At 42.4% G+C, this 22134-nt stretch carries 11 protein-coding genes; all 11 read left to right on the forward strand.

Going from position 1 to position 22134, the window contains the following annotated elements; translation table 11 throughout:
- Positions 1 to 53: 53 nt before the first annotated feature.
- The 11 genes from AB5217_RS14055 to AB5217_RS14105 all read left to right on the forward strand — a co-directional run bounded on the left by AB5217_RS14055 (position 54) and on the right by AB5217_RS14105 (position 22134).
- Positions 54 to 1694, forward strand: coding sequence for a glycosyl hydrolase family 18 protein (locus tag AB5217_RS14055; protein WP_004304365.1), 1641 nt, complete (start codon positions 54 to 56; stop codon positions 1692 to 1694).
- A gap of 31 nt (positions 1695 to 1725) precedes the next feature.
- Positions 1726 to 5046 (forward strand): SusC/RagA family TonB-linked outer membrane protein, encoded by a 3321-nt coding sequence (locus AB5217_RS14060; protein ID WP_004304364.1) that lies wholly within the window; start codon positions 1726 to 1728, stop codon positions 5044 to 5046.
- 18 nt (positions 5047 to 5064) lie between these two features.
- Positions 5065 to 6909 (forward strand): RagB/SusD family nutrient uptake outer membrane protein, encoded by a 1845-nt coding sequence (locus AB5217_RS14065; RefSeq protein WP_032845430.1) that lies wholly within the window; start codon positions 5065 to 5067, stop codon positions 6907 to 6909.
- A gap of 45 nt (positions 6910 to 6954) precedes the next feature.
- Positions 6955 to 8799, forward strand: coding sequence for a DUF5006 domain-containing protein (locus AB5217_RS14070; protein WP_004304362.1), 1845 nt, complete (start codon positions 6955 to 6957; stop codon positions 8797 to 8799).
- A gap of 202 nt (positions 8800 to 9001) precedes the next feature.
- Positions 9002 to 10585 (forward strand): sulfatase, encoded by a 1584-nt coding sequence (locus AB5217_RS14075; RefSeq protein ID WP_032845431.1) that lies wholly within the window; start codon positions 9002 to 9004, stop codon positions 10583 to 10585.
- Positions 10586 to 10603: 18 nt separating this feature from the next.
- Positions 10604 to 12928 (forward strand): glycoside hydrolase family 20 protein, encoded by a 2325-nt coding sequence (locus tag AB5217_RS14080; protein WP_042994254.1) that lies wholly within the window; start codon positions 10604 to 10606, stop codon positions 12926 to 12928.
- A 167-nt stretch (positions 12929 to 13095) separates the two neighbouring features.
- Complete coding sequence (locus AB5217_RS14085; protein WP_080706880.1) at positions 13096 to 16182, forward strand: glycoside hydrolase family 2 TIM barrel-domain containing protein; 3087 nt, start codon at positions 13096 to 13098, stop codon at positions 16180 to 16182.
- Between the two features lie 144 nt (positions 16183 to 16326).
- The gene (locus AB5217_RS14090; RefSeq protein ID WP_004304358.1) at positions 16327 to 18144 is read left to right on the forward strand and encodes an alpha-L-fucosidase; all 1818 of its coding nucleotides are present in this window, start codon (positions 16327 to 16329) and stop codon (positions 18142 to 18144) included.
- Between the two features lie 141 nt (positions 18145 to 18285).
- Positions 18286 to 19461: a mechanosensitive ion channel family protein gene (locus AB5217_RS14095; RefSeq protein WP_032845434.1), complete on the forward strand. Its 1176-nt coding sequence runs from the start codon at positions 18286 to 18288 to the stop codon at positions 19459 to 19461.
- 1005 nt (positions 19462 to 20466) lie between these two features.
- A complete protein-coding gene (locus tag AB5217_RS14100) occupies positions 20467 to 21645 on the forward strand; it encodes a hypothetical protein (protein WP_139147492.1) in 1179 nt (392 codons plus the stop codon).
- Between the two features lie 12 nt (positions 21646 to 21657).
- Positions 21658 to 22134 (forward strand): hypothetical protein, encoded by a 477-nt coding sequence (locus AB5217_RS14105; RefSeq protein WP_032845437.1) that lies wholly within the window; start codon positions 21658 to 21660, stop codon positions 22132 to 22134.

Raw genomic sequence — 22134 nt, forward strand, 5'->3', positions numbered from 1 at the left:
GTCAAAAGGGACAGCACAATTATTAAATAAAGCTAATCTTAATTATTAAATTTATGAGAAACAAATTCCTATTTCTTTGTCTCTTCCTTTTTGGAACGTTGACAGCTTGTAAAGACACAAAATGGGTAGACGTTCCAACTGGTACTCCTCCTGAAGGTGCAATCACAGGAAAACCTGGTGAACCGGAAGAACCGGATGATCCTACTGTAAAATCATTCATTAATTGCTCTTACATTCGGGGGGATTTTTTTGAAATAAACCGTATTTCGGCAGCCAGTATGGGTGCTTGTACAGATTTGATTTATTTGGCAGCGCGTCCTTATGCAAATGGTGAGGTAGCTTTTGAATTGCCGTTGAATGATGCGACGATGACAAACGTATCTCATACAGGCACTTTTCAAGGTCGTAATGGAGTGGTTAAATTTGAAGGAACAAGTTTTATGAATGGCGGTGATGGATTACTTCACTCTGCTGATGGGGCCTTTAATAAATTCACCTTTGGTACCTATATATATATAAGTGAATGGGTGGACGGAGCTTTTCTCTTTAAGAAAATGGATGGAAACTCCACGATCATTGCTTTTCAAATGGGTGCGACAGCTAATAGTTTGAAACTGTCTATTGGAAGTTCGGTTGCAACCGTTACCACTCCTGATCTGGCAACAGGCTGGCACTATATTGGGCTGACTTATGAACAGGGAACGGCGAAACTTTATGTGGATACAAACAATACTGCAATAAGTTTTGTAGGTGCTCTCCCTAATGAAGTACCTAATACACGTACTGATTTTTTGATTGGAGATAAATTTAAAGGTTATTTAGATGAAACTTTTGTAAGCAGTCTGGTAGTAGGTACATCAGGTAGAAATCCTATCACCTTTGACAATTGGAATAATTCCAAAATACTTGCTTACTGGAAATACGATGATGCCACGAAACCTGGCAAGGATTCACATTCCTGGCTGGGGCGTTTGAATAATATACGTACCGCTTTACAGGGACAACAGGGAGATAGAAGATTGCGCTTGGGCATTGCCGGTGGAGAATGGAAAAAGATGATGGCTGATGCCACTGCTCGCACAAGATTTGCTTCCGAGGTGAAGAAGATTATCGAACAATATGATTTTGATGGAGTTGATTTTGATTTTGAATGGCCTACAAATACGAATGAATTTAATAATTATAGTGCAACAGTTATCCAAATGCGTTCTACATTAGGAAAGTATGTTTACTTCACTGCGTCTTTGCATCCGGTTTCTTTTAAAATATCTCCGGAAGCTATTGATGCACTGGATTTTATCTCTTATCAATGTTATGGCCCTGCAGTGATGCGTTTTCCTTATGAGCAATTTGTAAAAGATGGAGAAATGGCTATAACATATGGAATTCCTAAGAATAAACTAGTGATGGGAGTCCCTTTCTATGGTTCTACGGGTAGTCTGATTGCTGCCTATTATGATTTCGTGAATGACGGTCTGGCTACTACGATTGAGGATACATATACATATAAAGGAAATACATATACTTTCAACAGTGTAGAAACGATTCGCAAGAAAGCGAGATATGTGTGTGAAGAAGGCTTTGCAGGTATTATGAGTTGGGATTTGGCAACGGATATTGACGTAACCAATAATAAGTCTTTGTTGAAGGCCATAAAAGAAGAGTTTGAATATTATGCGAATCCGACGGAATAAAAGAGAATCTAAATTAATCAAATACAATATTATGGAAAAAAAGAAGTTCATGCGAGTACAGAAATTTTTGATTCTGTTTCTGATACTCCTGCTATCCTTTCCTTTGAGTGCGTTGGCACAGCAACAAATGATAAAAGGACAAGTGGTAGATGATAAAGGTGAAACCATTATCGGCGCCACAGTGATGGTGAAAGGTTCTAAAGATGGGACGCTGACTGACATTGACGGTAACTTTTCCGTGAAAGGGAAAGTAGGTAACACATTGGTTATTTCTTATGTCGGTTTTACTCCCCTTGAAATAAAGGTGACAAAAGCAGAAGGCAACCGATTTACGTTAAAAGAGGATACAAAAGTCTTGGATGAAGTGGTAGTAGTAGGTATGGATAAACAGAAACGAAGCACCATTACGGCGGCGGTGGCTACTGTAGGTTCCGATGCTATTGTCAACCGTCCGGTTACTGACCTCACGAGTGCCCTTCAGGGTAATGTAGCCGGTTTAAACTTCTCTTCTGATGCGGTTGCTAATGGGGTAGGCGGTGAGACCGGTGCCGAAATTAAATTCAATATTCGTGGTATCGGTTCTATCAATGGAGGCGAACCTTATGTATTGGTAGACGGAGTGGAGCAAAGTTTGCAGAATGTGAATCCTGCCGACATTGAAACCATCAGTGTTTTGAAAGATGCTTCTGCTGCTGCCGTTTATGGTGCACGTGCCGCCTATGGTGTGGTTATCGTCACTACCAAAAGTGGTAAAAAGGAAAAAACACGTATATCATACAGTGGTACTGTAGGATTCAGTTCTCCTATTAATATGCCCCAAATGATGAATTCTATTGAATTTGCCAATTATCTGAACGAACGAGATGATAACGATGGAGTAAAACACTCGATTCCTGATGCGCTCATCGAAAAGATGCAGGGCTTTATGGAGAATCCTTATTCGGAAAAGTTCCCGGGCATAGGACCTAATGCGGACGGTACCGGTTGGGCAGGTTCTAAAGATGCTGTGTATGCCAATACCGACTGGTATGATTACTACTTTAAAAAAGCTTCCATCCGTCATTCTCATAATCTGAGCGTAACGGGAGGTTCTGATAAATTTAATTATTACGTAGGTTTGGGATATATTTACCAGGAAGGATTACTGGATCAAGTGGACGATAACTTGAGTAAGTACAATGTAAACTCGAAGTTTCAGATCCGAGCCAATAAATGGTTGAAGTTTAATTTCAATAATAACCTTTCGCTGAATATACTGAAGCGTCCGATGGCTAACCAGACCATTTTTTATGGAACTATCGGAAGCAGCTTTCCGAATTCTCCTACCCATCTTCCTGTAAAGTCGGAATATAATGACAATTCCGAATACCGTTATCTGAAACAATCGCATTATGTGCAGAACAGAATTTCTGATGCGATGTCGTTTGCCACTACGATTACTCCGCTGGAAGGTTGGGATATTGTAGGTGAAATGAAAGTACGCTTCGATGTGGAAAACAATGACTTCAAACGCGGATATCCCACTGCTGAAAAGCCTGACGGAACGTTGGATATAAGTAAGGGAACCAAGCAGGGGTATCAATATCCGGGCATGAACTGGAAAAACTCTAATTGGGGCTCTTATACACGCGGTAATACTTTCAACTACTACCTGTCTCCAAACGTATCGTCATCCTACACACATGCTTGGGGCGACCACTTCTTTAAGGCGATGGCGGGTTTCCAGATGGAACTGCAAGAAAATTCGAATGGTTATACTTATAAAGACGGATTGCTGACTAGTGATATATTCTCTTTTGTGAATGCTAACGGGCAAGTATTGGCAGGTGAAGACCGGACGCATTGGGCTACAATGGGTATGTACGCTAAACTGAATTGGAATTACAAGGAGATTTATTTTCTGGAATTCAGTGGACGTTATGACGGTTCTTCCCGTTTTGCTCCGGGAAATCGCTGGGGATTGTTCCCTTCTTTCTCAGCCGGTTATGACATTTCTCGTACCGACTATTTCAAAGCTTTGAATCTGCCGGTTTCTCAATTGAAAGTACGTGTTTCTTACGGTCGCTTGGGTAATCAGAACGGAGCGGGACTCTACGATTACCTTGGGATTCAGAGTTTGACCTCCGATTCACCCAATGCTTGGCTGTTGCCCGGTGTGCAAGCTACTCCTCAAAAAGGAACTTTAGCCACTACGCCTAAGATGATCAGTTCGTATATTACGTGGGAGAAGGTGGATAATGCCAACTTAGGTATCGACTTGATGTTGTTGGATAACCGACTGTCTATTACTGCCGATATTTATCAGCGTACCACGCGCGACATGATTGGACCTGCTGAAGCTATTCCGAATCTCGGAGGTATTAGTACGGATGACCGTGCGAAGGTCAATAACGCTACTTTACGTAATCGTGGTTGGGAATTGTCTGTAAACTGGCAGGACCAGTTGAAATGTGGTTTTAGCTATGGCATAGGATTCAATGTATTCAATTACAAAGCTGTTGTCACCAAATATAATAATCCGGAGGGGTTGATATACAACAATCATACCGGTTTGGCAACTAATAAAGGATATTATGAAGGAATGGACGTTGGTGAGATTTGGGGATATGAAGCGAATGATCTCTTTTTGTCCAATCGTGAAGTGGATGCATACCTCAGACAAGTAGATCTTAGTTTCTTTAAGTCCGGTGACAAGTGGCAACGAGGCGACTTGAAATACATTGATTCCGACGGTGACGGTAAAGTGGATCCGGGTAAGGGTACATTGGCCGACCATGGTGATTTGAAAATTATCGGTAATGCCACTCCCAAATACAGTTTCGGTATCAATCTAAACGTAGGATATAAGGGATTTGAAATATCCACTTTGCTGCAAGGAGTTGCCAAGAGAGATTTCCCGATGGCCGCCAGTACTTACCTATTCGGTGGTAAAGAATGGTTCAAGGAGCATCTCGATTATTTCAGTCCCGAGAATCCCAATGGATATCTACCTCGACTGACGACCGATGCCCAGACAACGAATGCCAATACGGGATACAATACTACCCGCTATATGCTGAATGCGGCATATATGCGTATGAAGAACTTGACAGTATCCTATACTTTTAAGCCTCAATTGTTGAAGAATATTGGACTAAGTAACCTGAAAGTATACTTTACATGCGATAACCTGTTTACCATCAGTAAACTGCCGAATCAGTTTGATCCGGAAACCCTTAATCAGGTGAACGCGTGGGCAGGCGGAAGTAACGCGGCTGCTCCGGGACTTACCTCGGCTCAAAATCAGAATGGTAACGGAAAGGTGTATCCGATGAACCGTAATTTCGTGTTTGGACTTGATTTTACATTTTAATTAAAGAGGAACGCTATCATGAAAAATAAAATAATTATCCTGACTGTTTTTGCAGGCTTACTGTTGTCGGCGTGTTCCGACTATTTGGACCGTAAACCCTATACGCAGCCTAACAATGAAGATTTCTTGAAAACTAGAGAGAATGTAGAAAGCTATATAAATAATTTGTATACTTCTCTACCGGCTCCGGCTCAATATGGTATTGGTGTCAGAGGAGAAGAGGTGAACAGTGACAATATCCTTTCGGAAAAGTATGATATGCGCCTGAATGGAGAGAATAATCAATTCAGTGGCTCTGACGATTGGAATAAAGGCTATAAAAACTTGCGTATGGTGAATTACTTTTTTCATTATTACGCAGTTTCCGAAGTGGACGAAACGGACGAAGTGCTTTCATTGAGAGGGGAAGCGTATTTCTTCCGTGCTTATTGGCACTTCTATCTGCTCACACGTTTTGGTAATATTCCCATTATGGATGACTTCTGGGATGGCAATGCTACGTTGGGCGGTTTGCAAATTCCTGCGACAAAACGTGCGGATGCAGCCCGTTTTATCCTGAACGATTTGAAAGCGGCTATTGGGTTGATACCGGAGGCTCGTGCTAATTTACATTCCCGCAGTAAATACAGTGGATTGCGTGTCAACAGAGAAACGGCCATGATTCTGGCTATGCGAGTTGCTTTGTACGAAGGTTCGTGGGAGAAGTATCACAAGGGAACTGATTTTGCAACGGAAGATAACTCTGAAGAGTTTTTTAAGGAAGTGATGAACTGGGGAGATCAATATTTGTTCCCGGCCGGACTGACTTTGCATATGACAGCAACCAATCCGAAAGCTACCAATATAGATGACGCTTTTTCGGAGCTATTCAATTCAAACGATCTTTCCAACATTAGCGAAGTGACTTTTTGGAAAAAATATTCAATAGCTGATGGCGTGTTCAATACCGTTACTCAACAGCTTAGCGGTGGAGTAACAGATAATGTGAAGCCTTCGGGACTATCCAAGTCTTTGGTGGATAATTTTCTGAATGTGGATGGTACGCCGGTTGATCCGACCGATGAAAAGTATAAGGACTTTAATGAGGTATTTAAAGATCGTGACGGAAGACTTTTGGCTATGGTGATGCATACCGGTTGTAAGTTCAAGTCTAATAGCTTGATGAATGTGAGAGCGTATGACGAGACAGGGACCGAAGCAGAACAAAAGGAAAAGAATAAAGATATTTCATCTCCGCGCTTGAATGGGGATGGAATTTACAAGAACGTGACCGGATTCCATACTCGCCTTGGCATTGATACGACCTATGTAACCGGCAATTGTGAAACGGCTCATGTCATGTTCCGCTATGCCGAAGGGTTGCTTTGTTATGCTGAAGCTGCTGCCGAATTAGGGCAGTATAATGATAACGTGGCAGAGAAAACATTAAAGCCATTGCGTCAAAGAGCCGGTGTGGCCTATGTTACTCCGGCGGCTGATCCTCACTTCCCTTTCCAAGGCCTGCCGCCGGCAGTGCAGGAGGTACGTCGGGAAAGACGTTCAGAGCTATCTCTGCAAGGTTTTCGTTTGGATGACTTGATGCGTTGGAGGGTAGCCGGTACGTTGAAAGGTGTGGAAGGACGCGGACGTGGAGCTTATCTGGGCAAAGACGGTGTGCTTTATCTGAGCTTTTCGCCTACATTGCGGAAAGAAGGACTGAATCATGTACTGACAGATAATGAAGGATGGATGGATCCGTTGAAAGAGTACTTGCCTGAAGGCTACAAGTTTAATGAAGATCGTGATTACTTGTTACCCATACCACCGGATGAAATCCAGATGGACCATGAGCTGAATCAGAATCCGGGATGGCCGACTAAGTAAGGGAACTGAATAAAATTCATTTATGATAATTAGATAGATAAAGATATGAAGAACATATTATATAAAATATTTCCGATATGCTTGTTGACCATGGGGTTGACTGGGTGTGAGGAAGAAACGAAATACCGCCCTCTGCCGGAAATCGTGCCATTAACGATGAGCATCAATGACAACGCATTTGCGATGGGAGAACACTTGAAAGTGAATATTAATGTGGAACCGGATGCTGATGGCAAGGAGGTTGTAGCAAATGAAGATTTTGATATTTACTTTACGGCGAAAGCCGGAACGGAGGATGCTTCGAATGTATTCGAACAGTTCAATGGAATCGTTACTTTTCCGAAGGGGGAGAAACAGATTCAGGTGGATTTTCCGATAAAGGCATCCGGACTGACGGGTAGTACTGCTATAAACTTTACGGCTTTTGCCCGTGGTTATAAGATGGAAGGCTCCAGTCAGGTAATTAAGGTTTCCGATTATTATCGGATAATGGCATCATTGGAGAACAATGCGGAGAATGTAGTAATGGAAGGTGGTAAGTTTGTATTAGTTGCAAAGATTGAAAAACCAAGTTCCGTACCTCTTAATATGAAAATTACTCCGAAAGAAGGGGAAGGAGATAGGTATGAAAATTTACCGTCTACATTAACAATTCCTGCAGGAAGAACTTCGGCAAAAAGTGATGCTGTGACTATTAAACAGGATTTTGAAATGACAGGGGATTTGCAACTGGTATTGAATCTGGAGAGTGATTCTCCAGCGAATCCGATGATAAATTCTACTCTGACTATAACTATGACTGATTTGGAATCTATGGGAGATCCTAATCTGTTTGATATAACGAAGGTGTATGAATTCCCGGATAGGCCGTTTATGTCTGATAAAAATAAAACTGCAATTGAAAGTTGGTTTACGGGAGATAAAATAGCTATGAATAAGAATAGCGCTCATCCCACTTCAGCTTTGAAAGATAAAGATTGGGTATTATGCAATGCGATAGAGTTCCATTATATTAATAATAGTTTTAGTGGCGGAAATAATACCCCTAATGCTTTCGGACATCGTATTTCTTGGGCCTTTTCTGATATTAATGATGCACCGTCACAGAAAATACAAGCTGTGAATAATGCAAAATGTACAAATATAACCAATGAAGGTATTTTAAATATGTGGGTGGATAAAAATGTTCAGGGGACTGGTGCCATGACTGCTACCAAGGATTACGGTGTCGCCGCATTGCAATGTTCTAAATTTGGTGGTATTTTTGCCCCACAACATACTCGGTTCTTTCCTGGTATGAGAATTGAAGTGAAGGCGCGTTTGAGAGGAATACGGACTGGTTTTGTTCCGACAATCGGACTTAAAAATCAGAAAAATTCCCTTCCGAACACGAAAGATGAGATCGATATTCTCAAGAACACTCAAGGTTCTGTAATTACTCAGGCTGTAACTGTTGATAATGAGATAGGTTCAAAGAGTGTAGCAATACCTCAAGCGAATGAATGGAATATATATTGGGTGGAACTTGTGGATGAAAATATAATCAATTTAGGAATTAATGGAGCAACCAATCTGACTGTGAATCGTACACAATCTCCTGACAGGTGGCCATTCGACAAGGCTGGAACTCCTGCTACTGCTAATCCTGATCCTGCTACTGCTGCTGGTGGCAGTGCCGGTCTCTACTTCTTTATGAGATTGGCTGAAAGCTCGGAACGGGCTGCTGGTAAAGCGCCTGAAGGTTGGGATAATGTACTGAAAAGTATTGCCAATTGTGAAACGGATGATAATACGCCTCGAATGGAAATTGATTGGATTCGTATCTATACAAATAAGAATTATGTACAGACTGATGCTGAAAAAGTCTGGGCTAATCAGTTATTTTATTAATGCTATCTCTTTCAATTAGCTTTCAATAGTGTGAAATGAATTTTATGCCGGAAGCTATCGTTAGAAGGCGATATGCTTCCGGCTATTTATTAGTCAATTATGCAGAAATGGAGATTATTGGAAATTAAATGGTAATTTGTGGAAGTTAAATAGATGGCTGTCCTCTATCTTTGCTGACACAATCTTATACAAATTAGTATTTATGGAAAAATTGCAACCAAACTTATTCTTTCCTTTAGCAGGAGTAGCAGCTGTAGCTTCCTTTGCTTCCTGTTCAAACAAGCAAAAGCCTGTGGAACAGAAACCTTTGAATATCGTCTACATTATGACAGACGATCACACAGCTCAGATGATGAGCTGTTATGACACACGCTACATGGAAACACCCAATCTCGATCGTATTGCTGCCGATGGTGTACGCTTTACTCAAAGTTTTGTAGCCAATTCATTAAGCGGTCCCAGTCGTGCCTGCATGATAACGGGTAAACATAGTTGTGCTAATAAATTCTATGATAATACCACTTGCGTATTCGACAGTTCGCAACAGACTTTTCCGAAGCTGTTGCAGAAAATCGGTTATCAGACAGCACTGGTAGGTAAATGGCATCTTGAAAGTTTGCCTTCCGGTTTTGATTACTGGCAGATTGTCCCCGGACAAGGCGACTACTACAATCCGGATTTCATCACACAGAACAATGACACTATCCAAAAACATGGATATATCACGAACCTTATCACTGACGATGCCATTGACTGGATAGAAAACAAACGCAATCCGGAGAAACCTTTCTGTCTTTTGATTCACCATAAGGCTATTCACCGTAATTGGTTGGCAGATACTTGCAACCTGGCTTTGTACGAAGATAAAACCTTCCCGCTACCGGACAATTTCTTTGACAATTACGAAGGACGCCCTGCCGCTGCCGCACAAGAGATGAGTATTATGAAAGACATGGACATGATTTATGACCTCAAAATGCTTCGTCCCGACAAAAATACCCGTCTGAAATCCTTATATGAGAAATATATTGGTCGTATGGATGAAGCACAACGTGCTGCATGGGACAAATTCTACACCCCAATAATAGACGATTTCTATAAACAGAACCTGCAAGGCAAGGAACTAGCCAACTGGAAATTCCAGCGTTATATGCGCGATTATATGAAGACGGTGAAGTCGCTGGACGACAATGTTGGTCGTGTACTCGACTACCTGAAAGAGAAGGGATTACTGGATAACACACTTGTTGTCTATACTTCCGACCAAGGATTCTACATGGGCGAACACGGTTGGTTCGACAAACGTTTCATGTACGAAGAATCCATGCGTACACCACTCATCATGCGTCTGCCGAAAGGATTCGACCGTAGGGGCGACATCACCGAAATGGTTCAGAACATCGATTATGCACCTACCTTCCTCGAATTGGCAGGAGCAGAGATTCCTTCAGACATACAAGGTGTATCCCTCGTCCCCTTGCTGAAAGGCGAACATCCGAAAGATTGGCGGAAGGCTCTCTACTATCATTTCTACGAATATCCCGCTGAACACATGGTGAAACGTCATTATGGTGTACGTACGGAACGCTATAAACTGGTTCATTTCTATAATGACATTAACTGGTGGGAACTCTACGACCTGCAGGCAGACCCGTCGGAAATGCACAACCTCTACGGACAATCTGAATATGAACCGGTAGTGAAAGAACTAAAAGAAGAAATGCTGAAACTTCAGGAGCAATACAATGATCCTGTCCGCTTCTCACCGGAGAGAGACAAGGAATAATACCAATGTACATACGCCATGAAAAAATACATCTTAATCATTCTCATACTGCTTTCGCCACTGACAGCGTTTTTGCAGGCTGATAACTTAACATCCCCTTTAATTTCAATAGTACCACGCCCGACACAGATTGTGCCGGGCCGTGGTAACTTCACCTTTTCAGCCCAAACGGTGTTTGCGGTAGAAAGTCAGGAACAAGCCGTGATTGCCCGCAATTTTATTGACTTGTTTACTCGTGCTGCCGGAATAACTCCTGCTTTGAATGTCGGGCGTGAAGAGGGACAAGTCCGTTTTGTGACGGATTCTTCTTTAAAAAGTGAAGCCTACTTACTGGAGATTACGCCGGAACAGATACTCATTAAAGCTTCGGATACAAAAGGCTTTTTCTATGCCCTGCAATCTATCCGCCAACTTCTGCCGGCTGCCATAGAATCGGAACAACCGGTCCGGAATGTCGATTGGAGAGTTCCGGCAATGACGGTTCAGGATGAACCCCGTTTCGGTTTCCGCGGATTACTGTTGGATCCGGTACGTTGTTTTATCCCTAAAAAGAATGTACTGCGAATCATTGACTGTATGGCGATGCTGAAAATAAACAAACTTCATTTTCATCTAACAGACGATAACGGCTGGCGGATTGAAATAAAGAAATACCCCCGTTTGACGGAAATAGGAGCGTGGAGAGTAGACCGTACAGATGTGCCTTTCCACTCACGTCGCAACCCGGAACGGGGAGAACCTACTCCGATAGGCGGTTTCTACACGCAGGAGGACATCCGGGAAATTGTAGCTTATGCAGCCGACAGACAGATAGAAGTCATTCCCGAAATAGATGTACCGGCGCACAGTAACTCTGCTCTAGCTGCTTATCCCCAGCTTGCCTGTCCGGTTGTGAAAGACTTTGTCGGTGTACTTCCCGGACTGGGAGGACGAAATTCCGAGATTATCTACTGTGCGGGAAATGATAGCGTATTTACATTCTTGCAAGATGTTTTTGACGAAATTCTAGAGCTTTTCCCTTCTCGCTATATTCATGTTGGTGGAGATGAGGCGCGAAAGACAAACTGGGAGAAATGCCCGCTTTGCCAAAAACGGATGAAAAAACAGCGTTTGGCCAATGAAGAAGATTTGCAGGGTTACTTCATGAAACGTATCAGTGATTATCTGCGTAAGAAAGGTCGTGAAGTGATTGGCTGGGATGAGTTGACAAACAGCTCTTTTCTTCCTGAAGAATCTATTATCCTAGGCTGGCAGGGAATGGGTACGGCTGCTCTGAAAGCTGCCGAAAAGGGACATCGTTTTATCATGACTCCGGCGCGTGTCTTATACTTGATTCGTTATCAGGGACCGCAATGGTTTGAACCGGTAACCTATTTTGGCAACAATACCCTGAAAGATGTTTTCGATTACGAACCTGTACAGAAGGATTGGAAACCGGAATATGAGTCTTTGTTAATGGGAGTACAGGCTTGTATGTGGACAGAGTTCTGTAATAAACCCGAAGATGTGGATTATCTTTTGTTTCCCCGCCTGGCCGCTTTAGCAGAAGTGGCATGGACGCCCGCAGGAACGAAGGACTGGTCTGGATTCTTGAAGCGGATGGACGCATACAACGCGCATATTGCGGAAAAAGGAATTGTCTATGCCCGTTCAATGTATAACATACAACAGACGGTGACATCAGTGGACGGACATTTGGAAGTGAATTTGGAATGTATCCGCCCGGATGTAGAGATTCATTATACACTGAACGGAAGTAATCCGGCAATGTCTTCTCATCGTTACGACGGACCTATCCGTGTGACGAAGACACAAATGGTGAAAGCCGCTACCTTTATGAACGGCAAGCAAATGGGAGAAACTTTAGAGTTGCAACTCACATGGAACAAAGCTACGGCAAAACCTTTGCTTGGCAATAAGAAGAACGAAATGTTATTAGTCAACGGATTGCGGGGAAGCCTGAAATATACTGATTTTGAATGGTGTAACTGGAATCAAAATGATTCTATATCTTTCACGATAGATTTGCAGGGGCGGGAGATTTTGAATAAATTTGCCATCGGTTGCATTACGAATTATGGAATGGGAGCACATAAACCGAAGATGATTCGCGTAGAAGTTTCCGATGACAATCGAACCTACCATACTATGGGAGAATTGAACTTCTCTCCGGAAGAAATCTATCTGGAAGGAACTTTTAGAAATGACTATTCGATAGATATGGGCGGAGTATCTGCCCGTTATGTCCGAGTGACGGCGGAAGGTGCGGGGATATGTCCCGACGAGCATGTCCGTCCCGGTCAGGAAGCGAGAGTCTATTTTGATGAAGTGATTATAGAATAGTAATCAAATAGTTAAAAACAGCAATTAAGTGCTCTTGCAGAATAATCTTATATTATTAGAGACGGATTACACGAATTTCACGGTTTTTAGAATGATGAGTATATAAAATAATAGCGTCAATCAGCTTAATCTGTGCCTAATTTATTATATAAACCAATTATGATGACATGCTTATGAATATTAGCTTAAAGAAACGAACTCTTTTAGTTCTATTGTCAGGACTGACTGCTACTTTCACTTTAGCGCAGCAACAACCGTTGCCCGAATGGCAAAGCCAGTATGCGGTGGGACTGAACAAGCTCGCTCCTCACACATACGTATGGCCTTATGCCAACGCTTCCGACATTGAAAAGCCGGGAGGGTATGAACAGTCTCCTTTTTATATGAGTCTCAATGGAAAGTGGAAATTCCATTGGGTGAAGAATCCCGATAATCGTCCGAAGGACTTTTACCAACCTTCTTATTATACAGGAGGATGGGCGGATATCAATGTGCCCGGTAACTGGGAACGCCAGGGGTATGGCACGGCTATCTATGTCAACGAAACGTATGAGTTTGATGATAAAATGTTCAACTTCAAGAAGAATCCGCCGCTGGTGCCTTATGCAGAGAATGAAGTCGGCTCCTACCGACGTACCTTCAAAGTGCCTGCCGACTGGAAAGGACGCAGGGTAGTACTGTGTTGTGAAGGAGTCATTTCTTTCTATTATGTATGGGTGAATGGAAAATTACTTGGATATAATCAGGGATCAAAGACGGCTGCCGAATGGGATATTACAGATGTCCTCAATGAAGGCGAAAATGTGGTTGCTTTGGAAGTGTATCGCTGGAGTTCGGGTGCTTATCTGGAATGTCAGGATATGTGGCGTTTGAGTGGTATCGAACGTGACGTGTATCTTTACAGTACTCCCAAACAGTACATTGCGGATTATAAACTGAATGCTTCTTTAGAAAAAGAGAAATACAAAGATGGTATTTTCGGACTTGAAGTGACCGTAGAGGGACATTCTGCTATATCTGGAGCTACTTCTATTGCTTATACCCTGAAAGACGCCAATGGTAAAGCTGTCCTGCAGGATGCTATCCGGATAAAATCCCGCGGATTGAGCAATTTTATCACGTTTGATGAAAAGAATATTCCCGATGTAAAGGCTTGGAGTGCAGAGCATCCTCATCTTTACACATTAATACTCGAACTGAAGGATGAACAAGGCAAGGTAACCGAACTGACTGGTTGTGAAGTCGGTTTCCGTACCTCGGAAATCAAAGACGGACGTTTCTGCATCAACGGCGTTCCGGTATTGGTGAAGGGAACCAACCGACACGAGCATTCTCAACTGGGACGTACCGTGAGCAAGGAGCTGATGGAACTGGACATCAAACTGATGAAGCAGCACAACATCAACATGGTGCGTAACTCGCATTATCCTACGCATCCTTACTGGTATCAACTTTGCGACCGTTACGGTTTGTACATGATTGATGAGGCAAACATCGAATCTCACGGAATGGGATATGGTCCTGCTTCCCTAGCCAAGGATAGTACCTGGCTGACTGCACACATGGATCGTACTCACCGGATGTATGAACGTTCTAAGAATCACCCGGCTATCGTTATCTGGTCATTGGGAAATGAAGCAGGAAATGGAATTAACTTCGAACGTACTTATGACTGGCTGAAATCGGTAGAGAAAACTCGCCCTGTACAGTATGAACGTGCCGAATTGAACTATAATACGGATATTTACTGTCGTATGTACCGCAGTGTAGACGATATCAAAGCATACGTAAAAGAGAAAGACATCTACCGCCCTTTCATTCTTTGTGAATATCTTCATGCGATGGGAAACAGTTGCGGCGGACTGAAAGAATACTGGGACGTATTTGAAAACAATCCGATGGCACAAGGTGGCTGCGTTTGGGACTGGGTGGATCAGACATTCCGCGAAATAGACAAGAACGGTAAATGGTACTGGACGTATGGCGGTGATTACGGACCGGAAGGAATTCCAAGTTTCGGAAACTTCTGCTGTAACGGTTTGGTGGGCGCCAACCGTGAACCGCACCCGCATTTGCTCGAAGTAAAGAAAGTATATCAGAACATAAAAGTAACGCTGGCGAATCAGAAGAATCTGACTATCCGTGTCAAGAACTGGTATGATTTCTCTAACTTGAATGAGTATGTACTGAACTGGAATGTGACGGCAGATAATGGCAAGATTTTGGCGGAAGGTACAAAAACGGTTGATTGTGCACCGCACGCTACTGTTGATGTTACTTTGGGTGCTGTAAAACTTCCGAATACAGTCCGTGAGGCTTATTTGAATATCAGCTGGACCCGTCGTGAAGCTTCTTCAATGATAGATAAGGATTGGGAGGTGGCATACGACCAGTTTGTATTTGCCGGTAATAAGAACTACACAGGCTACCGTCCGCACAAAGCAGGTGAAACGACTTTCACCGTTGATAAGCAAACTGGCGCACTGACTTCATTGAACCTGAACGGCAAAGAATTATTGGCTACTCCGCTGACATTGAGCCTTTACCGCCCGGCAACGGATAATGACAACCGGGATAAGAACGGCGCACGCTTGTGGCGTGATGCGGGATTGGATTGTCTGACCCAGAAAGTAGTGTCATTGAAGGAAAGTAAGACTTCGACCACTGCCCGTGTAGAAATTCTAAATGCAAAAACGCAAAGGGTAGGAATTGCTGACTTTGTTTATTCACTGGATAGAAACGGTGCACTGAAAGTACATACAACTTTCCAACCCGACACGACCATCGTGAAATCAATGGCACGCCTGGGATTGACGTTCCGTGTGTCGAACGCCTACGATCAGGTTTCTTACTTGGGACGTGGAGATAATGAAACCTATATTGACCGCAATCAGTCCGGTAAAATCGGTGTATATCAGACCACACCGGAACGGATGTTCCACTATTATGTTGCTCCGCAATCTACAGGCAACCGCACCGATGTACGTTGGGTGAAGTTGGGAGATACTTCCGGCGAAGGTATCTTTGTTGAGTCGGATCGTGCTTTCCAGTTTAGTATCATTCCTTTTTCGGATGTATTATTAGAGAAGGCCCGCCATATCAATGAACTGGAACGCGATGGATTGCTGACAGTGCATCTGGATGCTGAACAGGCAGGTGTGGGAACGGCTACTTGTGGTCCCGGAGTATTACCGCAATACTTGGTTCCATTAAAGAAACAGAGTTTTGAATTTACCCTTTATCCGGTGAAATAGATACTAAATCAATAGGTTATTTAGATTATATATAAAGGTGGGGGTTACACTGATTGGATGGAATGTCGTAAGAAAATATTCCATGAGGATCGTGAAATCTGCACCTTTATTTTATCTTTGTACGATTGCAATAATTAATAGACCATGAATAAACTACTAACCTCTCTTTTATTGTCTGTTACTCTCATGAGTGGAGCGCAGGCGCAGAAAAAAGAAAATTACTATGTGAAGCATGTTGAATTTCCTCAAAGTGCAACTATCGAACAGAAGGTTGATATGGCAGCGCGTCTGGTACCTACTCCACAGCAATACGCTTGGCAACAAATGGAATTAACAGCTTTCCTTCATTTTGGTATCAACACCTTTACCGGACGTGAATGGGGGGACGGGAAAGAAGATCCCGCGCTCTTTAATCCTTCGGAACTGGATGCTGAACAATGGGTACGTACCCTCAAGGAAGCCGGCTTTAAAATGGTGCTTCTGACTGCAAAACATCACGACGGTTTCTGCCTTTGGCCAACGGCTACTACGAAACATTCCGTGGCCTCTTCTCCCTGGAAAAACGGACAAGGCGATGTAGTGAAAGAACTTCGTGCTGCCTGTGACAAATATGATATGAAGTTTGGAGTATATCTTTCTCCCTGGGACCGGAATGCGGAATGTTATGGAGACTCTCCCCGTTACAATGATTTTTTTATTCGGCAATTGACGGAATTGCTCACCAATTATGGTGAAGTGCATGAAGTCTGGTTCGACGGGGCGAATGGAGAAGGTCCGAACGGAAAGAAGCAAGTGTATGACTGGGACGCTTTTTACCAAACCATCCAACGCCTCCAACCCAAAGCTGTGATGGCAATTATGGGGGATGATGTCCGCTGGGTCGGAAACGAGAAAGGAGTAGGCCGTGAAACGGAATGGAACGCAACTGTGTTGACTCCCGGTATATATGCCCGTTCACAAGAGAACAACAAACGTTTGGGTGTTTTCAGTAAAGCAGAGGATTTGGGAAGTCGTAAGATCTTGGAGAAAGCTACGGAATTATTCTGGTATCCTTCGGAAGTCGACGTATCTATCCGTCCGGGATGGTTCTATCATGCGGAGGAAGATGGTAAAGTGAAATCTTTGAAGCATTTATCAGATATTTATTTCCAGTCGGTAGGATATAATTCAGTGCTCCTGCTGAATATTCCACCTGACCGGAGGGGACTGATTCATGAAGCTGATATCAAGCGGTTGAAAGAGTTTGCTGATTATCGGCAACAAACGTTTGCTGACAACCGGGTGAAAAACGGAAGAAAATACTGGAGCACTACTTCGGGCGGTGAGGCTGTCTATGCCTTGAAGTCCAAATCGGAAATCAATCTGGTCATGTTGCAGGAAGATATAACGAAAGGGCAGAGGGTAGAGGCTTTTACTGTGGAAGCCTTGACGGATAATGGCTGGAAAGAAGTAGGAAAAGGTACGACGATAGGATATAAACGTATGTTGCGCTTTCCGGCAGTTAATGCCAATAAGCTCCGGGTGAGAATAGACGAGTGCCGGTTGACTGCTTACGTTAGTCAGGTTGCCGCTTATTATGCAGAACCTTTGCAGGAAGAAACAACGAAAGAAGACTGGAATAATTTGCCGCGTTCCGGATGGAAACAGGTTGCTGCTTCTCCATTAACGATTGATTTGGGGAAGACGGTAACATTGAGCAGTTTCACGTACGCGCCTTCAAAAGCGGAGGCAAAGCCGACGATGGCATTCCGTTATCAATTCTTTGTAAGCATGGATGGTAAGAGCTGGAAAGAAGTGCCTGCCAGTGGAGAGTTCAGCAATATTATGCATAATCCGTTGCCACAGACGGTTGCTTTCAGTCAGAAAGTACAGGCACGTTTCATTAAACTGGAGGCCACTACACCTGATGCTACCGTTGCTAAAGTAAATATGAATGAAATAGGGGTGATGGTGATTCCCTGATGGAGCCCTCATCGAAAAATGATATGCTTAGAGAGTAGCAGTGGAGACCGGTGTCTTGATTCTTGATAAATCGGATACTAGTCTCTTTTTTTCTAAACCAAATGAATATTTTACTGTTATTTATAAAAAAAGACAGAAGTTATGTTAGTAGTAGATTTAGGAAAATGGATGAATAAAACCCTCATTAATTGGGGAATAGATCCGGCAGTTGCCGATCGTTTTGATGAGACTATTATGGCTTTACTGATGATAGTGGTTGCTATCGTTTTGAATTATCTTTGCCAGGCAATTCTTATTGGAGGTATGAAACAGTATACGAGACGTAAACCTCATCAATGGAATACATTGTTGATGAAGCGTAGGGTATTTCATAATTTGATTCATACCATCCCGGCTTTTCTGGTTTATTCGTTGTTGCCGATGGCTTTTATCCGTGGAAAAGAGCTGTTGCTGATTTCCCAGAAGGCGTGCGTCATTTATATTATTTTCTCTTTACTATTGGCTATAAATGGGATTCTGTTGATGATAATGGATATCTATGACGGAAGAGAGTCGATGAAAGACCGCCCGATGAAAGGTTTTATCCAAGTGTTGCAGGTGCTTCTTTTCTTTGTTGGCGGGATTGTAATCATTGCTATTATCGTGAATAAGTCTCCGGCTACTTTGTTTGCGGGCTTGGGCGCTTCAGCGGCTATTTTAATGTTAGTATTCAAAGATTCCATATTAGGTTTTGTGGCGGGTATCCAGCTTTCTGCCAACGATATGGTTCGTCCGGGGGACTGGGTGACGCTTCCTTCCGGTGACGCAAATGGCATTGTACAGGAAATAACGCTGAATACAGTCAAGATCCAGAATTTTGATAATACCATTTCCACTATTCCTCCTTATACATTAGTGAGCAGTCCTTTTCAGAATTGGCGGGGAATGACACAGTCGGGAGGACGACGGGTGATGAAGAGTATAACTTTGGATTTGACTACACTTCAATTCTGTACTCCGGAAATGTTGGACCGTTACCGGAAAGAAATTCCATTAATGGCGGATTATCAGCCGGAAGAAGGAGTCGTTCCTACCAATTCTCAAGTGTACAGGGTATATATTGAACGCTATTTGTGTAGTCTGCCTGTGGTCAATCAGGAGTTGGATTTGATTATCAGTCAGAAAGAAGCTACGATGTACGGAGTACCTATTCAGGTTTATTTCTTCTCCCGCAATAAGGTCTGGAAAGAATACGAGCGTATTCAGTCGGATATCTTCGATCATTTGCTGGCAATGATTCCGAAGTTTGATTTAAAAGTTTATCAGTACTCGGATTAGTATCACGCCTTCCCTGTCTCCTTGCAGATGTGTGTAATATTATATATATGGTGTATCTTCACGCATTATATCAGTGGGGTTAAAGTATTAGCAGATTTGTTCCTTTCTATTAATAGAAAACTTCTTTTGTACTCATTCCAAACTTCCTTTCTTCCGGTTTTAAAGAGCTTTTTGCCTAATCACAAACTATAAACGAAGCCTTTGTTTTTACAAACGAAGCTTGCATTTATAAAAATGAAGCTTTCAATTTTACAATCAAAGCCTTTGTCTATAGTTTATATTTAGGCAAAGAAAAGTTTATTGTTCGGCAAAAAGAAGTTTGTGAGCGATGAAGAGCAATTTATTTGTTAATGAATTGGAAGAGAAGTGATGGTAATATGAACGTAGTCGGCGGGAAACGGTGTCTTTGTATAGGTAGCAAACAAAAAGATTGTCTCGATGTAGGATATTCAATTATATTTTCATAGATTTGCAAACGATCTCACGCCGATATCTCATTTATGAGATTAGGGAGGTGTGGGGCGTATATTATATAAAGAAAGGCGTTTACTTGACGTTTTGTCTTTGGCTACTTTAAAACTTCGCAACTTTTAATCACTGTCAAAGAACAAAGCAACGGTAGATGTCTGCGGGATATGTTTATATTCTTGATATGCTTTTGGGGGAAACCTGAAAGGCGTATGATGTTTCGTATACATATCGGCGTGGGCTTCTGCGTTGCTCGTTCTACAGTGATGGGCAATGCGAAGGCCTAAAGTAGCGGGACGAGTGACAGGTACAGATTCCCGCGCTTTTTTTTTATATGATTACTTATATCTAATTTATGAACCGTTCGGTTCGGGAATCTGTCGGGCGCAACACTTTTAAGGCGCTATGATGCGGGTAAGCGGATTGCTAAATCAATCACTTTATGCAGTGGCATTGACTGTATGTATGTTTATGCTATGCGGCTGTAATGATTTGGGCACAAAAGAATGTCCTCGATGCCAAACGTTCAAATCGGGAATGTCCAGGAACTTAAGTGGGCAAAAACCGATAGTGAATGTATATTTGGAAAACTCGGGCAGTATGTTCGGCTATGTCAATGGATTGACGGAGTTTGAAGAATCTGTATACAGCTATTTGTCCGATATTTGTTTGAGTGGTATCGACTCTTTGAACTTGTACTATATTAACAATCGAATCATTCCACAGCAAAGTAACCTTGGACATAGTGCTCGCATCAAAGATTTTATTGAGAAGTTGTCTCCCAATCATTTTGTAAGTGCGGGAGGTTCTTTAGGTGTGACGGATATAGCAGAAATGATGACTTCTATTTTGGATAAGACCGATGATGAAACGGTGTCCATCTTCATATCTGATTGCATCTTTTCTCCGGGTAGTGGCGTTAATGCTTCCGAATATCTTGTCAATCAACAAATTGGCATTAAGGTCGCTTTCGCTGATAAATTGAAAGACTATAATGACCTTTGTGTGAAAGCATATCGGCTAAATGGAAAATTTAAGGGACGGTACTATAATAGGCTGAATCAACCTACCAATATCAATGAAATACGTCCTTTTTATCTCCTGCTGATAGGGAGTGAGGAGATGGTCAATGTCATCACCCGAAAAGTGCCGGAAGATAAAATCAAAGGAAGAGGGGTTGAACATTCTTTTACCATCAGTAATATGCCGCATAAGGTAAACTATGAAATTGTTGGTATTCCTAAGATTGGCACATTCAAGAAGTGCATGAAAAACCCTAAATATCACATTGTTGATGCGGAAAAAGCCTCTAAAGGAAAGAACAAGGGAAACTTTATGTTTTCTTTGGGTGTGGATTTTTCCGATTTTCCGATTGAAAATGACTATTTGCTTGAACCGGAGAATTATGAATTGAATTCCAAAGATTATGCGTTAAGTGTCTCAACCTTCAAAGGGAAAGGAAAACATTCACATCTGTTAGGTTTTACGTTGAATTCCAAAATGCCGAAGCCTGGTAAATGCGATTTGAAAGTTGCGTTAAAGAAGCGGTTGCCGTCATGGATTATCCAATGTACGGATGAAGAAGGACTAGATATACACGAAGGTGATGCCATGACGCAAACCTATGGATTGAGGTATCTTTTTGAGGGAATCTATGAAGCTTTCACCAAGGATGATAACAACAACTTTGCGGAATTAAAAGTTTTTATTAATTAATAATTTTAGGTTATGGAATTTATAGGCCGTATTTATTGCTTTTTTGAATCTTTGTTCGGACAGCAACTGGGTGAGTATCTGTGGGGATATAATTGCGAGACAGGAGATTATACCAATCCTGCACTCTTTTCGCGTATTGCCTTATGGACTCTTTCTATCTCGCTTGTGATAGGTGTGCTCTACTATTATATCATAAACAGTAGTCGTTTTCATCGTTGGTGGAGTTGGTTGATTATGCTGTTTTCCAATAGTTTGCTCTGCTTTTTCTTTGCCTATTGGTGGATTATTGAGGACTTTAAAAACAACTTGATAGGGGATTGTCTGCTTTACCAGAGAGATGAAGCCGGAACTATTATCGAGTCTTATATAACGGATAGCAGTTTCTGGGGATTCAGTCTTGCCAATGCCATCATATCCTTATTCCTTTTTTTTATGCTTTCGATGTTGTTGAAATGGAGAAGCGTTAATTGTAGAAAATCACCTTTTTAA

Source organism: Bacteroides sp. MSSM.1001136sp1_RTP21357st2_D2_RTP21359_211015 (assembly GCF_040913205.1).
GTDB classification, from domain to species: Bacteria; Bacteroidota; Bacteroidia; order Bacteroidales; family Bacteroidaceae; genus Bacteroides; species Bacteroides ovatus.

What these genes read in the sequence shown, in the direction of transcription:
- AB5217_RS14055 (WP_004304365.1), top strand. Translation starts at nt 54, where the DNA reads ATGAGAAACAAATTCCTATTTCTTTGTCTCTTCCTTTTTGGAACGTTG.
- AB5217_RS14060 (WP_004304364.1), top strand. Translation starts at nt 1,726, where the DNA reads ATGGAAAAAAAGAAGTTCATGCGAGTACAGAAATTTTTGATTCTGTTT.
- AB5217_RS14065 (WP_032845430.1), top strand. Translation starts at nt 5,065, where the DNA reads ATGAAAAATAAAATAATTATCCTGACTGTTTTTGCAGGCTTACTGTTG.
- AB5217_RS14070 (WP_004304362.1), top strand. Translation starts at nt 6,955, where the DNA reads ATGAAGAACATATTATATAAAATATTTCCGATATGCTTGTTGACCATG.
- AB5217_RS14075 (WP_032845431.1), top strand. Translation starts at nt 9,002, where the DNA reads ATGGAAAAATTGCAACCAAACTTATTCTTTCCTTTAGCAGGAGTAGCA.
- AB5217_RS14080 (WP_042994254.1), top strand. Translation starts at nt 10,604, where the DNA reads ATGAAAAAATACATCTTAATCATTCTCATACTGCTTTCGCCACTGACA.
- AB5217_RS14085 (WP_080706880.1), top strand. Translation starts at nt 13,096, where the DNA reads ATGCTTATGAATATTAGCTTAAAGAAACGAACTCTTTTAGTTCTATTG.
- AB5217_RS14090 (WP_004304358.1), top strand. Translation starts at nt 16,327, where the DNA reads ATGAATAAACTACTAACCTCTCTTTTATTGTCTGTTACTCTCATGAGT.
- AB5217_RS14095 (WP_032845434.1), top strand. Translation starts at nt 18,286, where the DNA reads ATGTTAGTAGTAGATTTAGGAAAATGGATGAATAAAACCCTCATTAAT.
- AB5217_RS14100 (WP_139147492.1), top strand. Translation starts at nt 20,467, where the DNA reads ATGTCCAGGAACTTAAGTGGGCAAAAACCGATAGTGAATGTATATTTG.
- AB5217_RS14105 (WP_032845437.1), top strand. Translation starts at nt 21,658, where the DNA reads ATGGAATTTATAGGCCGTATTTATTGCTTTTTTGAATCTTTGTTCGGA.